Annotated in this window: 14 protein-coding genes; 3 read left to right on the forward strand and 11 right to left on the reverse strand. The window is 47.2% G+C overall.

All coding sequences use genetic code 11. The features are described from left to right. Positions 1–384: 384 nt before the first annotated feature. The 10 genes from WBG78_RS20345 to WBG78_RS20390 form a co-directional block, all read right to left on the reverse strand. Positions 385–915: a DUF6933 domain-containing protein gene (locus tag WBG78_RS20345; RefSeq protein ID WP_337328319.1), complete on the reverse strand. Its 531-nt coding sequence runs from the start codon at positions 913–915 to the stop codon at positions 385–387. 153 nt (positions 916–1,068) lie between these two features. Beyond that, entirely contained in the window at positions 1,069–1,554 is a 486-nt protein-coding gene (locus WBG78_RS20350) for a GyrI-like domain-containing protein (protein WP_337328320.1), read from the reverse strand. 140 nt (positions 1,555–1,694) lie between these two features. After that, on the reverse strand, positions 1,695–2,051 hold the full coding sequence (locus WBG78_RS20355; protein ID WP_337328321.1) for a hypothetical protein: 357 nt from the start codon (positions 2,049–2,051) through the stop codon (positions 1,695–1,697). 14 nt (positions 2,052–2,065) lie between these two features. Beyond that, positions 2,066–2,578, reverse strand: coding sequence for a hypothetical protein (locus tag WBG78_RS20360; protein WP_337328322.1), 513 nt, complete (start codon positions 2,576–2,578; stop codon positions 2,066–2,068). 150 nt (positions 2,579–2,728) lie between these two features. Next, a complete protein-coding gene (locus WBG78_RS20365; protein ID WP_337328323.1) occupies positions 2,729–3,295 on the reverse strand; it encodes an LA_2272 family surface repeat-containing protein in 567 nt (188 codons plus the stop codon). 191 nt (positions 3,296–3,486) lie between these two features. Beyond that, entirely contained in the window at positions 3,487–4,122 is a 636-nt protein-coding gene (locus tag WBG78_RS20370; protein WP_337328324.1) for an alpha/beta fold hydrolase, read from the reverse strand. A 15-nt stretch (positions 4,123–4,137) separates the two neighbouring features. After that, positions 4,138–4,599 (reverse strand): MlaD family protein, encoded by a 462-nt coding sequence (locus WBG78_RS20375; protein ID WP_337328325.1) that lies wholly within the window; start codon positions 4,597–4,599, stop codon positions 4,138–4,140. A 60-nt stretch (positions 4,600–4,659) separates the two neighbouring features. Continuing rightward, positions 4,660–5,301 carry a hypothetical protein gene (locus WBG78_RS20380; RefSeq protein ID WP_337328326.1) on the reverse strand — a complete coding sequence of 214 codons (642 nt, stop codon included), beginning with the start codon at positions 5,299–5,301 and terminating at the stop codon, positions 4,660–4,662. A gap of 120 nt (positions 5,302–5,421) precedes the next feature. Next, a complete protein-coding gene (locus WBG78_RS20385; protein ID WP_337328327.1) occupies positions 5,422–5,958 on the reverse strand; it encodes a hypothetical protein in 537 nt (178 codons plus the stop codon). A 93-nt stretch (positions 5,959–6,051) separates the two neighbouring features. Then, positions 6,052–7,296, reverse strand: a complete 1,245-nt coding sequence (locus tag WBG78_RS20390) for a competence/damage-inducible protein A (RefSeq protein WP_337328328.1) — start codon at positions 7,294–7,296, stop codon at positions 6,052–6,054. Positions 7,297–7,508: 212 nt separating this feature from the next. On the opposite strand from WBG78_RS20390, the gene WBG78_RS20395 reads away from it, so the two are divergent. The 3 genes from WBG78_RS20395 to WBG78_RS20405 all read left to right on the forward strand — a co-directional run bounded on the left by WBG78_RS20395 (position 7,509) and on the right by WBG78_RS20405 (position 11,528). After that, positions 7,509–8,771 (forward strand): lactate 2-monooxygenase, encoded by a 1,263-nt coding sequence (locus WBG78_RS20395; protein WP_337328329.1) that lies wholly within the window; start codon positions 7,509–7,511, stop codon positions 8,769–8,771. Between the two features lie 113 nt (positions 8,772–8,884). Then, positions 8,885–9,640 carry a DUF4197 domain-containing protein gene (locus tag WBG78_RS20400; protein ID WP_337328330.1) on the forward strand — a complete coding sequence of 252 codons (756 nt, stop codon included), beginning with the start codon at positions 8,885–8,887 and terminating at the stop codon, positions 9,638–9,640. 292 nt (positions 9,641–9,932) lie between these two features. Continuing rightward, the gene (locus WBG78_RS20405; protein WP_337328331.1) at positions 9,933–11,528 is read left to right on the forward strand and encodes a M20/M25/M40 family metallo-hydrolase; all 1,596 of its coding nucleotides are present in this window, start codon (positions 9,933–9,935) and stop codon (positions 11,526–11,528) included. Positions 11,529–11,625: 97 nt separating this feature from the next. Here the strand turns inward: WBG78_RS20405 and WBG78_RS20410 are convergent, their stop codons facing one another. Then, positions 11,626–13,986: an ABC transporter permease gene (locus tag WBG78_RS20410; RefSeq protein ID WP_337328332.1), complete on the reverse strand. Its 2,361-nt coding sequence runs from the start codon at positions 13,984–13,986 to the stop codon at positions 11,626–11,628. Between the last annotated feature and the right edge of the window lie 88 nt (positions 13,987–14,074).

Genomic DNA, 14,074 nt, shown 5'->3' on the forward strand with positions numbered 1-14,074 from the left:
AATACCTATAGCGCATCTGAAGAAAACTTAAAGCGGGTATGAAGAAAGTATACAGCCGATCTAACGAAAGTATGATGCGGATATCATAAAGCTTCCCGGCAATGAGAACAATATCTCCGCGGGGGTCGCAAATGTAAAAGGTGGTAATGTTTAGAAACGACTGGCAACCACTGGAAAGGTGAGTCTGGCAAAAGTTGCATGTTTGCATCAGGCAACAGCTGATGATCTGATAAACGGCCGTACCAATGTCAGGGATATTGTGAAATCTTTAAAACGAAACGCCTTATGTCAAATGCAATAAACAACAAAGTCACGAACGGCGTGAGCGGAAAGCCTTGGAACTACCTGGTTATTGGTCAAGCGGAACCCGGCAACGATCGTATTTCAGAATCCCGTCGCATCCATCATATCGCGCACCGCATGAACGGGAATGAAAAAATCCTTAAACCTTGTTCTTGGCGCGGGGATGGTACCTCCTACCGGCGAGTTGTTCAGAAGCTCCGAAACACGGATGTCATTCCACAACTTCTCGGCGTCGTCGTATTTCATCGAGTCGATGAAATTGTTCATTACTCCCATAACCCTTCGATCGTTGTTTGTCCTGCAGATGACGATGTCCGACAACTCGCTCCTGAAATCGATCTCCTGACGTTCATTGATTTTGAGTTCGAAGTCCAGCTGACGGATCAACCGTTCCCTGAAAAAATCACCGAAGTTTCGTCGCTCCTCTTTATCAAGATTTCTCGTCACCACCGAAAAACAGGTACGATTACTGGTTACAAGAACACATACGCCTATTTTAAGCCTGAATACATGCGCATTGAAATCACCAAACACAGTCGTCGGTATCGACCGTGAATCGGAACTGACATTGCCCAGGTAAGTTTCAAGTTTTTTCGAACAGTAAATAGTCATTGCTATTGGTCCATAGGTACGACTCGTTCTCCCGTCGCATTTTAGCAAATACCAACACGACTTCCGATTTAAACATTAATCAGAAACGCTTACATTCTTTTGTCAGGAGTCGCAGAATATCTAACCCAAACTTCGGAACCCCATTCTTAATTCTTAATTCTTAATTGGAATCCAAATTTCCTCCTCCGACTCCGGATCATTGTTCCTGTATCTGCCGCCCAGAACCTCGAAGTGCGGGCGGTTGTCGAGGCTGTAGCCTGAGGCGGGCAACCACGTGCCGAAGATGTATTGAAATATTGAGTTGTCGGTGCTGAGTCCTTTGTATTGGAACACGGCGTATAACCCGGCCGGTATAACGAACGTTTCCATTCCTGCAGGTACATTATCAAAACCGGAGACTTCTACAGCAGCCCATTTCTCGAACTCATTTGTAGGCTTGAAGTTCACAAAGTGCTCAGGCGAATAACAAACCATCGAAATAAAGTCGTTCGATACGGTACTGATTATTTCACTTCTGCGGGGCCGGAAGCTCTTCCAAAGCTCGCCAACTTTGTAATTGGCTAAGCTCATGACCATAAACGTACCGACCAGTTTGCGTTCCGGTGAAGTCTCTATTCTGGGATTAATCTCTTTAGCCATATGTCGTATCTACTCTGCCAACCTGAAGTTGGCGTCTGCAATTTCATCTCCGTTCTTACACTCACTCTCCACACCATATTTCTTTTCCATCTCCCGCTTCTCTTTGAGGCTATTGAACAGTGATTCGGCACAACCATAGCCTATGTCCTACCCTCCTCCGCCCTGGCATTGTAAGCTGTGAACGATTTGTTCTTGTGAGGAGCATCGTATGTAATCCATTTGCCGGTCCTTTTATTCATAGCATACTGACCTTTCTCTTTAAACCCAAGCAACTCCTTACTAAGGTCCATTCCTTTTAATTTCCTGAGTTGGTCCGTCGTCAGTTCATGATCGTAGAAAGAAAGATATTCTCCCTGCTTAACGGCGTTATCGCCTTTCAGCACGTAGTAGACTTCCATAACGTTTTCCTTGTTTGGATAGGTTGTAACGACACGTTTCAGTTCCTGACCAGGCAGCAGCTGGCTACTGAGCATAAATAAGATCGCAAGAAATCTCATCGATGTGCGCGCCTTTAGTTCGGAAGATATGACGGAGGAATCTTGAGCCGCTCAGACTCGCGATCCCAAATGATCGAACTTACTTTCCAGGTTCCGTGCACTTTCACGAATTGAATAAGGTTCACACCTCGTCGCGTTGTCGACTTGTCTTTAGATTGAACACGGACTTCATAGGTACTTAACCGCTGTGCGACGGCGCCGAATATATCCGTTTTGGAGAAGATCTCCTTCTCCTCAACACCAGTGACACCCTGCTCGTTTATTCGCTTATGAACGTTGCTAATAAACTGGTCAACGGTCATGACCGAGGTTAATGAATCGAAATTTGCTATGAACCGTGTTCCCTCTACGCAGAATTCTTTAAGCTTTGAAGAGTATGCAAATTTCCCATCGTTAAACGTTAACCTGGAATAAAGTTCTCGTGCCGCATCCTCAATTTCCCGGGTGGATTGCTGAGCGCAAAGCTGATTTGAGCACAAAACGCAAATCGCAAAGAGTATTGCGAATGGTTTGATTGGGACTTTCATACATCGCTGTTATAGGATACATGAATATAATACAATGCCGGCTAAATAGTCACGGTCCGGCGACGCCGGAACTTAAGTCTTCAATGCATTAGACTCTGTCTGTAATGCTTCCAACTCCAGTCCAATGCGTGCAGCAGTATAAACACCGGTTTACCTGAAGTTCCAATTGACAAAAGGCATCCATCTTTTCCCGTTCCCATTCAACAAGCCTAGCTGAATTCCCCGGAGGTTCGTAGTGGAATTAAAGAGGCCAATTTGAAGCCCTTTGGTTTGTACAGTTGAATTAAAGATCCCTACGCTAACGCCGTTCACGACTCCTATAACATTCCACAGAACGCATGCGGAAAGTCCATTCGTTTTTGCGGTAAATGTATTGAGGACCGAAATATTGACGCCCCTTACAGCGAGGTTACGATTAACGAGTCCCGTACCTGACAAAACCAGTCCATTTAGCTGAGATCTGGCCCGATTATATGGACTGATGATGGAGTCCATCTTTGCTTTATTACGATAAACGCTATCCGGACCATCGTATATCGGGCTTGCTGGCACTATTGGAAGCAAGATTCCAAAACCGAACAACTCGACTGTTAAACCATTCACAACTGTTGATGCGGAATCACTAACATCATTTATGCCGCTGTGGACGAGGCCCACAGCTACTCCGTTAGTTTTTGAATCCGGAGCAGGAAGCCAGGTAAAGGTTCGCTTTCTCATGGATTGCGAAAGGCCCTGATGAGAAAAAAGCATAATCACCACTACAATCAAAAATTTGGACATGAATTGCAGCTCTGAGCTCGCCTTTGACTGAAAGAAAAGCATAGTGAGAAGATCAGGTAATCAACGGTCAGGTAATCGTCACATCGTGCATGAATTGCATACAACCAACTTTACCAGTAACGAATTGATCATGCCAATATTTCTCTCAGGATTCTGCTTATTTCTGCCGCCTTATCCAAAGCCATTAAATGACCTCCATCATTAATAATATAATCTGCCCTGCGCAACGGCAGAATTCTGTCAGCAGTACCATGAATACTCGTCACGTTATTCAGCCTGCGTTCATTATTCCAGCCGGGAATAACATTCACTGCCCACTTTAAGAACTTCGTATCGGTATCTTTAAGTATCTGTTTCAACAAATCCTGATATTCCTTCCTCTTTACTCCAAAAAGCCAATATGAAAACGCGTTTGCCGACTTGAGCATACTCACTGGTATGATTTTGTAGACACGCAGTGTTCCAATGACCTTGTAAGCGAAGGGAATGTCCGATTTGGTTTCGGCAGAAGAAATTAAAACTATCCTTTCTGTATCGATAATCTTCGCTATTTCTGTTGCTATCATCCCACCAAAGGATATTCCAATTATGACTGGTTTCGGCGTAAGTATCTGTGTCAACAGCCTCTTCGCATATTCCTGAATAGTCTCATCACTTAGCGGTTCGATCCAACTGACATGATGTACGTTGAATCCCGAGAAGTCTATAAAGTCAAACACTCTCTTGTCTGCTCCGAGTCCGCTAAGTAAGTAAATGTCCTTCATGCCCGCGAAGCGCTATTATTTTCTCAATTCGGGCCCGACCTTTTGCACTACTTTCAATATTGTATCTAAGAGTTTGTATTCCGGAAGTCTGCGAATGCTATCCAACTGTTCATTTGAAGTGATCTGAAAAACTTTATCGGCATATACGAGGCTACCGTTGTGAATCTCATTAGTATTCATCAGTTCGCCATTGTCAGAAGGAGCGATATCAACATAGGTGGGACGCCACTGAGAGGCCTTTATCGTAAACTTTGAATCTTTGGTAAGTTTGATGTGCCTGCCTACCCAAATCGTTGCCAGGTTATTACATTCATCATCCTGCACAATGTCCGTAACCTCGCCGATCTCCTGGCCATTCAACATTACCTTATCGTAGTTCTTCAGGTAAGCAACGTCATAAAAACAAACTTTGTAATACTCTGAATCGTTACACCCGATCAGAATAAATGCTCCAACGAACAACAGGATAGTTTTCATTTCTCTTAGGGCCGCAAGATCAAGCGACAGACTTTCCTAAGATACATTGAGTTTATCTACCTACTTCCAAAATTCCCACCATTTCTTTTGTGGCAGGGCTGTTGTCGCCTGTCGTTTTTGGAGCTCCTCCTCAAGAACGGCCCGCATTGCCGGCGACTTCTCAAGCAACTCCCTCGTCCTGTCCTGGTTGCTTGCCACTGGCGGCTGCTGCTTTTTTTCCTTTACAAAAACATATCGTTCGGCCTTCTCACCTGGATCGATGCTCCAGAAACTCTTACCAAGAACCACGTCCATTTGATTCCAGATAATCTCAGAAATATCCTCTGACCTGCTTTCAACTTCAAGTGGATCACCTTCCTCAGCCATGCGATTATCCTCAACCGCCATGATCGATCTTTTCTCAACACCGTTCTCACAATAGTTTAGATTAAATGCCATGGAAGTTTCAGATAACGCGAAGGTTAGAGTGTTCGCATCCTTAAGCCCGAAACCTTCTGCACACATGTCCATGCTGATGAATAAGAGAGTGCCATTGTCGGTGAAGTAAGCGTCGCAGATACCGTCGTCTTTCCAGTTGGCTGATGCTTCTTCGAATGAAATCTCACCCTGCTTCTCCAGATTCCAGCCCAGTTCTTTCTGAAGGGCTTCGAAATCTGCTTTGTAATTTTTGTTGATGACTAATCCTGAAATGTTAAATCCCATGGGGGTGTTTGGTTTGGTGATGGTTTAAAGTCTCAAGTGCCGTGCAAAACACTTTCTCAACTTGCTCCAAATCCAAATTATCAAAGTCGCCGGCGGGTTCATAGGGAAAATCGCCGAGTGTCACTTCACAGGGTGCCACCTGACGTCTTCGGCTCTGGCGTCTTCAAAAACATCTAATATGATGTCATCGTCCGGTGCGGAGTCTCCCATTTTGAACGCCATAAACAAGGCGATGAGCAACAGCACATCCTCGTCGTCGTTGGCGACAATAAAGTGCTGCGACCTCACTCTGCTAAATTTTGCAACTTGTTCCCCGTTCCGATACAATGACTTCTTTGATGTTCCGTGAAAGAAAACTTCATAGTTGATCTCATTGAAGCCAAACGCCCAGTGGCCTTTTTTATAGTTCACACACTTCACCTCGATAGTACGATTACTTCTGTAATCATCGACCAGATAGTATGACTGATCAAGTTTCCAGGGTGAATGAGTGCCATGCCTCAGCACCATGATGGTCTCGCCTTCGGCATCGTAAATACTCGCATAGTCGCGCTTGAAAATCCGGCTCACACCAGCACCGGAGAAGGACGGATTCTCACCGCCGTCGGTAAAGAATTTATAACGTCCTAACCAATCCTGTTGTACTGAGATCTTCATAGCCAAATCCTAAAACGTGTGCGTGTCTGCGTGAACGTTTGTTTCGGGCATCCGACGCAAACGAAAGGGTGAAAATAGTGAAAAAAGCTGCCACTACCCCACATTCTGCCTTATCAGGTTCAGCACAGCAACCGATGCCATCCGGATATTCAGCGCGCGGTCCGTGCTTAACTGCAACTTACGCGTCACCAGCTTGTTCTTATCGGAGTAAGCAATCCACACTGTGCCGACTGGCTTTTCAGGCGTCGCTCCGCCAGGACCTGCAATCCCGCTTGTAGCCACACCGATAGAAGTATTAAATCTCGCACGCACAAGATTGGCCATCTCGGAGATCGTCTCTTCGCTTACAGCACCAAACTTCTCCAGCGTTTCAGGTCGTACGCCGAGCTCGCGCATCTTAATATCGTAAGCATAGGGAATGATGCTTCCCAGGAAGTAAGATGAACTTCCCGGCACACTGGTGATCAGATGTGACAAGTATCCGCCTGTACAACTCTCAGCAACAGAAATAGTAAGTCCTCTTTCACTTAACGTTCTTCCGATCACTACTTCTATCGGATCTTCACCGTATCCGTATATGAACTGATTTACGCGTGTGCGCAGCTTCGCAGTCAGATCTTCAGCTTCATCTCTCAAAGTTTCGAATGATGCACCCAGACTTGTAAGTCTGAGTTTCACTTCACCAAGACTCGGAAGGTAGGCAAGCTTTACATGAGGCGGCAGGCCGTCCTCCCAGTCTTTGATCTTCTCAGCAAGGAACGACTCACCAATCCCAATTGTGCGAATCACTTTGTGATGAATGACGGGTGTCTCAAATGTTGTCTTCAGTTTTGGAATGACGATATCGGTCATCATCCGTTTCATCTCGTGAGGAACGCCGGGCATCGACATGAACACTTTGCCATTGCGTTCGAACCACATCCCAGGGGCAGTGCCTATGGCATTCGTGATCTTAGTACAACATACCGGAAGGGCCGCCTGCTGGCGATTTACCTCCGTTAGTTCACGTCCGCGGCTCCTGAAGAATTCCGTTACCTCGGCCAATGCCTCTTCATGAATCGCCAGCTCACAGTTAAAATAACGCGACAGGCATGGTTTTGTAAGGTCGTCGTTGGTAGGTCCGAGGCCACCCGTGATCAAAACGATGTCCACTCTGGACTCCGCTTCAGCAAAGGCCGTCATGATCTCCGATTCGATGTCGCCGACTGTTGTCTTGCGAACCACCTTAATGCCTGCATCGCTCAGGGCGACGCTCATCCATTGTGAATTTGTATCGAGTATTTGTCCGTATAGGAGCTCATCGCCTATGGTGAGCAACTCAGCCGTTATTGTTCTCATTAAAAAAGTCTCCTCCGTCTTCCAGCATTTTCAGCATCTGTTCCTGTTGCCAATCAGCAGCACGCTTGAATGCCAATCCTGGATCTATGAGGGTCAAATGTAGTCACTTGAAGAGATATTTCTTATCATTTCAACTGTAACGCTGTTACAACAAAAGGCAATCATTACTTGCCCAATTTCATTGTTATGCATTACATTTAGTATCACGCGATATGGAGTTCTCCGCACAAGACTTGCAACGCAGGATCTATCTCGAAGGTCTTGCTGGCAGGCGCCCTGCTATAAAGGCTGACTTTGCTTCTGTTGAGGCTGCGGCTCGCACGCGCATGACACCCGAGGCACTGGCTTACATCGCAGGTGGAGCAGGTGCTGAACTAACCATGGCCTCTAATCGGGCTGCCTTCGATCGCGTACAAATCGTACCTCGCGTTCTTCGTGACGTTTCCACCCGCTCATTGGAGATCAGCATGTTTGGAGGCACGTATCCGACACCCCTTTTTCTCGCGCCCATCGGCGTACTGGAATTGGTTCATCCCGAATGCGACCTTGCCGTTGCGCGTGCAGCCAAAGCGTTACAGGTACCTATGATGTTTTCGAACCAGGCCTCCGTTCCCATGGAAGTCTGCGCACGTGAAATGGGCGATGCCGTCAGATGGTTTCAACTCTATTGGAGCAAGTCGCGCGAGTTGGTGACAAGCTTTGTAAAACGTGCCGAGGCCAGTGGCTGTTCAGCCATCGCCGTTACGCTGGATACGACGCTGCTCGGTTGGCGTCCGCGTGATATTAACCTTGGATATCTTCCCTTTCTTGAAGGCAAAGGAATCGCACAGTATACGTCGGACCCGACCTTCATTGAAAGTCTCAAGGATCCCGAAACTGATATTCCCGAATCGCAAAATGTTAACCTCGCTTCGCTGCAGGCGCTGATTAGCGTGGTCAATCATTTTCCGGGCAGTGGCTTCCTTTCAAAACTGCGTTCAGGCCTACCGTTAAAAGCCGTTCGGAAGTTCATCGCCACCTATTCAAATCCCGCCATCAACTGGGACGATCTAACTTATCTGCGATCAATAACCAGGCTAAAGATCTTGCTCAAAGGCGTCCTCCATCCCGATGATGCACGCAAAGCCATCGACTACGGAATGGATGGCATAATCGTCTCCAATCACGGCGGCCGCCAGGTAGACGGGTCCATTGCCACCCTCGACGCGTTGCCCCCCATTGCAGAGGCGGTGAACGGCCGAATTCCCGTGTTAATCGACAGCGGAATCCGAAGCGGTTCCGATATCTTTAAGGCCCTCGCCGCAGGTGCAAAAGCCGTTTGCATCGGACGACCATATGTTTACGGACTTGCTATCGGTGGCCAGAAGGGTGTCGAAGATGTTATTCGAAATCTAATAGCCGAATTCGAACTCACGATGGCGCTGTCAGGATGCAAAAGCATCGCAGAAATCAATCGCGACATGCTCGCCCGCTAATCTGGTTTGAGATTTGTTACAGCAAACAGACGACGAACAACAAATTGTTCTGCAGTAGTTGCTTTGGAATTGAGAGAATGGATTTGAAGAGAAATAGAATTGGAGACTAGAATATGAAGAGCATTGCTAAAATCGGATTTCACACTTTTTTCGTAGCCACACTTACAGTTGCAGCCATCCCCGTATGGCAAGCGTGCACAAGCGCACAGATCAATCAGACCTTAGGAGACATCAATAAGTCAATGGGTACAGAAACCCCATTGTCAACTGCAGAAGTTGCAGATGGACTAAAGGAAGCACTCATCAAAGGCATTTCAACTGGTTCCGATCTCGCTTCGGCAGTGGATGGATACTTTAAGAATCCCGAGATCAAGATCCCTTTCCCTCCCGAAGTTCAGAAGGTTGAAGACAAACTGCGCCAGATAGGATTAGGAAATCAGGTTGATAAATTTGTAATGACCCTTAACCGCGGTGCCGAAGATGCAGCAAAAGAGGCGAAGCCTATCTTCATCGAGGCGATCCGGCAGATGACCATTCAGGATGCATGGAGTATTCTGAAAGGGAATGATGACGCTGCCACACAATATCTCAAGCGTACAACGTCAGGACTACTGAAAGCAAAGTTCAAGCCCGTGATCAACAGTTCACTTCAGAAAGTAGATGCCACGCGCTATTACTCTGACATCGTGAATACCTACAATAAGATTCCGCTCACAGAAGATGTGAACCCAAACCTCGACGACTACGCCACTGACAAAGCGATCGAAGGATTGTTTGTTATGATTGCCAAAGAAGAAAAGAACATCCGCGAGAACCCACTCGCCCGCACTACGGATCTTTTGAAGAAGGTGTTTGCTGCGCAGAAATAGAACGCTATTCAGATCTCGCAGGGATTGCATTCAGATCCCGGAGGGATCTTCGATCTGTAGCAACGGAAGATGAGAAGCACGGCGTGTCGACGACGAATTCAATAAGGAATGCGCATAATATCCGACACGCAAATTGATGCATCCTCTTCGATCGCAATGACCGCCGATCCCCCCGGGATCGGCCCTGCAATTCTTAACTCTTAATTCTTAATTCTTAATTCTTCCTTGGCCGGTAACCCTCCCCCCACCCACAATTTCTACCTTGGCCCTTCATTAACCTGAATTTTGTACTATGAATTATCGTTTTCTCCGCCCCGGCGCTTTGGCCGTCTGTGCGGTTATTGTGGCTGTGGGCACATCGTGGGCTCAGCGGCCAATGGAGGAGCCCGCTCCGAAGGCTCCTGTCGACCCTATTGTCGCTGCTATCATCAAAGAGGCAACCGAAAACTCTCAACTCCAAACACTTGGCCATGAGCTGATGGACGGCATCGGCCCACGCCTCGTCGGATCTCCAAAAATGAAGGAAGCCAACGACTGGGCTGTTCAAAAATATACGAGCTGGAACATTCCTGCTCGAAATGAAAAGTGGGGCGAATGGCGCGGATGGGAACGCGGCACTACTCACATCGACATGTTATCGCCCTGGGTGAAGTCGCTGGCCGGTACTCAACTTGCGTGGAGTCCATCGACAAAAGGTAAAGCGGTAACAGGTGATGTAGTCGTTCTTCCTGACCTTGCCGATTCAGTCGCGTTTCAACAATGGCTGCCGCAGGTTAAAGGCAAGTTCGTGATGATCTCCATGCTTCAGCCAACAGGCCGTCCCGATCACAACTGGGAAGAGTTTGGCAAGAAGGAATCGGTAGACAAAATGAAATCCGAGCGCGATAAGCTAACGGAAGCATGGAACGCACGCATTAAGAAAACAGGCAAGACGATTCAGACCCTACCCTTAGCGTTGGAAAAAGCAGGCGCTGCCGGTATCGTAACAAGCTATTGGTCGCGAGCCTTTGGTGCCGACAAGATCTTTGGTGCCAGAACGAAGAAGATCCCTACCATCGACGTACAGATGGAAGACTATGGTTTGCTTTATCGCCTTACTGAATCCGGAAAGCCTACGAAGATCAGTGTAACCGCCAATAGCAAGGAGACGGGCATTCAACCTACCTACAATACGCTTGCTGAAATCAAATCCACGGTAAAGCCCAATGAATATGTAATGCTGTCGGCTCACTTCGATTCATGGGATGGAGGAACCGGCGCAACAGACAACGGTACGGGTACACTGGTGATGCTGGAAGCGATGCGCATTCTCAAGCTCGTCTATCCGAATCCAAAGAGAACCATCCTCGTTGGTCACTGGGGAAGCGAAGAACAGGGCTTGAACGGATCGCGTGCGTTCGTTGAAGACCATCCAGAGATCGTTTCAAATCTTCAGGCCCTCTTCAACCAGGACAACGGTACAGGTAGGGTAACAACCATCACCGGCCAGGGCTACCTTCACGCCTACGATTACATCACACGCTGGCTGTCTAAGGTTCCCGATGAATACAAGACCGATCTCGTTACCACATTCCCCGGCACTCCAGGCGGCGGTGGCTCCGACTTTGCCTCCTTCGTCGCTGCCGGCGCTCCTGGCTTCTCGTTGAGTTCACTGAGCTGGGCATACGGAACGTACACCTGGCACACGAACCTCGACACTTACGATAAGATCGTCTTCGATGATGTGCGTAACAACGCAATACTCGCGGCCATCCTGGTTTACCAGGCATGCGAAGATCCGAACAAAACATCAACGGAGAGAAGCGTTCTTCCTTTCAACACGCGCACCAATCAGCCAGGCAAGTGGCCGGAATTGAGGAAGGCGACGAGGAAGGGTGGACTTGATTAATTGACAATTGATAATTGATAATTTTTAAGCCCCGCTTTTTGGCGGGGCTTTTTTTACGCCAATGATGAACGAGCGGGTTAATGAATTTTAGACCCTCTTACTGTTCGGTGTTTACACATTTCAGAGGGTTGACTCTGGCAACCTTTATCATTTGAACTGCAATGATCATCCAGGTGATAAGCAGACAGAACATACCCGTTCCTGCAAAGAACCACCACTCCAGCGATATCCTGTACCTGAACTCATTCAGCCAATGCCGTGATATGAAATAGCTCACAGGAAGTGCAAGGATGATAGCCACCATCACCGTCCTGGTAAAATCTACGGAAAGCAGTTTGATTATACCTACAATACTTGAACCAAGGATCTTCCTGATACCGATCTCCCTTAACCTTTGATCGGCAGTGAACGCTACCAGTCCCGACAATCCCAGACAGGATATCAGCATAGCCAGGCCGGCAAAATATCTTGACAGCATTGTAACTCGCTTCTCCGACTGATACAAAGCCTGATAGTCTTCATCGAGAAATTTGAAATCGAACGCATAGCCCGGGTTAGCCGTGGAATAAAAATCGTTCAGCTTACGAATAGTTTGTTCTTCAGTTCCGCTCTGTATCCTGGCCATGATCGTAGACGTGGCCCCGCGATCGACGATGAAGAACAATGGCTTGACTTCCTCGTATAGCGATGCAAATTGAAAGTCTTTTGTCACGCCAATGATCGTGCGCTGTTTGCCAAACAACCTCACCGACTGATGCAGCGGATCCTTCATCCCCATCAGTTTGACAGCAGTTTCATTTACAATCACTGTTGAATCCTCATTGAACGTGCTCGAAAAGGTACGCCCTTCCGACAAATCGATTTTCAATGTTTCGATAAGGTCGAAGCCAACAACTCTGAACTGAAAATCGATCTTTTCATTCGGGTCTTTACCCGCCCAGTCGACCTCGTAGGTGCTGGTCTTACCGTCCACGAAATTCTCCATCATACTTGACGCATTGATAACACCCGGCACCACTTTCAGCTCTGAGAGAAATTCCTCAAGATTTGCCACGGACCTTCCTTCTCTCTGAAAAGTAATAACATTATCCTTTTCGTAGCCCAGATGTTTAGTCTGTATGAACGAGATCTGCTGATACACGACGATTACAGAAACGATGAGTATCACAGAGGCAAAGAACTGAAAAACCACCAATCCCTTTCTGATCCAAAGTCCATTGGTATTACTGAACTTGCTGCCCTTAACTACGGCCGCGCTATTAAACCTGGATAAATACCAGGCTGGATAACTTCCGGAAATTAATCCGGTGAATAATGTAAGACTTAAAAGAGATAACGCGCTTCGCAGATTAAAACTCAATACAAGGTTCTTCCCGGTGATTATATTGAACTGAGGTAACAAGCCCGCTACCAGGATAAGCGCCGCGCCCAGAGCAAGCGTTGCCATCACAACGGACTCGCTGATGGATTGGAAGACGATAGTCAGGCGATCTGCACCGATGATCTTCTTTACTCCCAGCTCCTTAACCCTTTTCGATACTTTCGCCGTCGAGAGGTTCATGAAATTCACACAAGCAATCAGGAGAACGAATATTGCTACCGCAGAAAGGAGCCGTATATATTCAATTCTTCCTCCTATCAATACTCCGTTTTGATACTTGTCATACAAATAACCATCAGAAAAAGGACGGGCAAAGAGGGTAACGTTCGAATCGCGCTGTTTACCCTTTACAAAGTTCCTGATCTTATCGTTGAAGACCTGCAGGTCGGTACCTTTCCGCAGCACTACATAATTGCCGGGAGCATTATTGTTCCAGGAAAGCATCCATTGATTCTCCGCTGCGAACGCATCATAAGGCAACAGGTAATCGAATCTATAAGTCGACCTGTCAGAGACATCTTCGAACAAACCTGATACCTGGAACACCTTGTTGTGATTCAATTGAAGTTGCCTTCCTAAAACGTGATCGGGTGTGCCGAATAATTTGATAGCCGTACTCCTCGATATTGCGATCGAGCTGTTATCGGATAGCACCTGGTCCTTGTTTCCCTCTATAAGATTGAAGGAGAACATTCTGAAGAAGTCGCTGCCAACGTAATCACCGATTACCTTGACGTGCGTATCGTCGAATGAAAGGATGTCTTTCTCCTTGCGGAACGCCTGCGTGGAAGACAGCGCATATTCTACCTCAGGTAGTTCTTCCTTCAGTGCTTGCGCGAGCATACCGGGACCATGCGGCTGAGTTATTATTTCGCCCGCATTCTGACGATTGACCATCACCTGAAACAACTCCTGATCCCGCGCATGAAACTTATCCATACTTAGCTCGTCATCCACCCAAAGGTAGATGAGGAACGCGCAGGCAATACCAGTCGAAAGCCCGATGAGATTGATGATGAACGTGCTTTTGTCGCGTCTGAAGCTTCGAAGAATGAACAGCAGGTTGTGTCGTAGCATAACGGTAAACGGTTGAATAGATTTCAGAGGGCAACTCACAATTTCGCGTTTGGTTACAGTAATCCTTAAAAATTTGGCCGCGTTTTCT

It is taken from the genome of Chryseolinea sp. T2 (assembly GCF_037203685.1).
GTDB lineage: Bacteria > Bacteroidota > Bacteroidia > Cytophagales > Cyclobacteriaceae > Chryseolinea.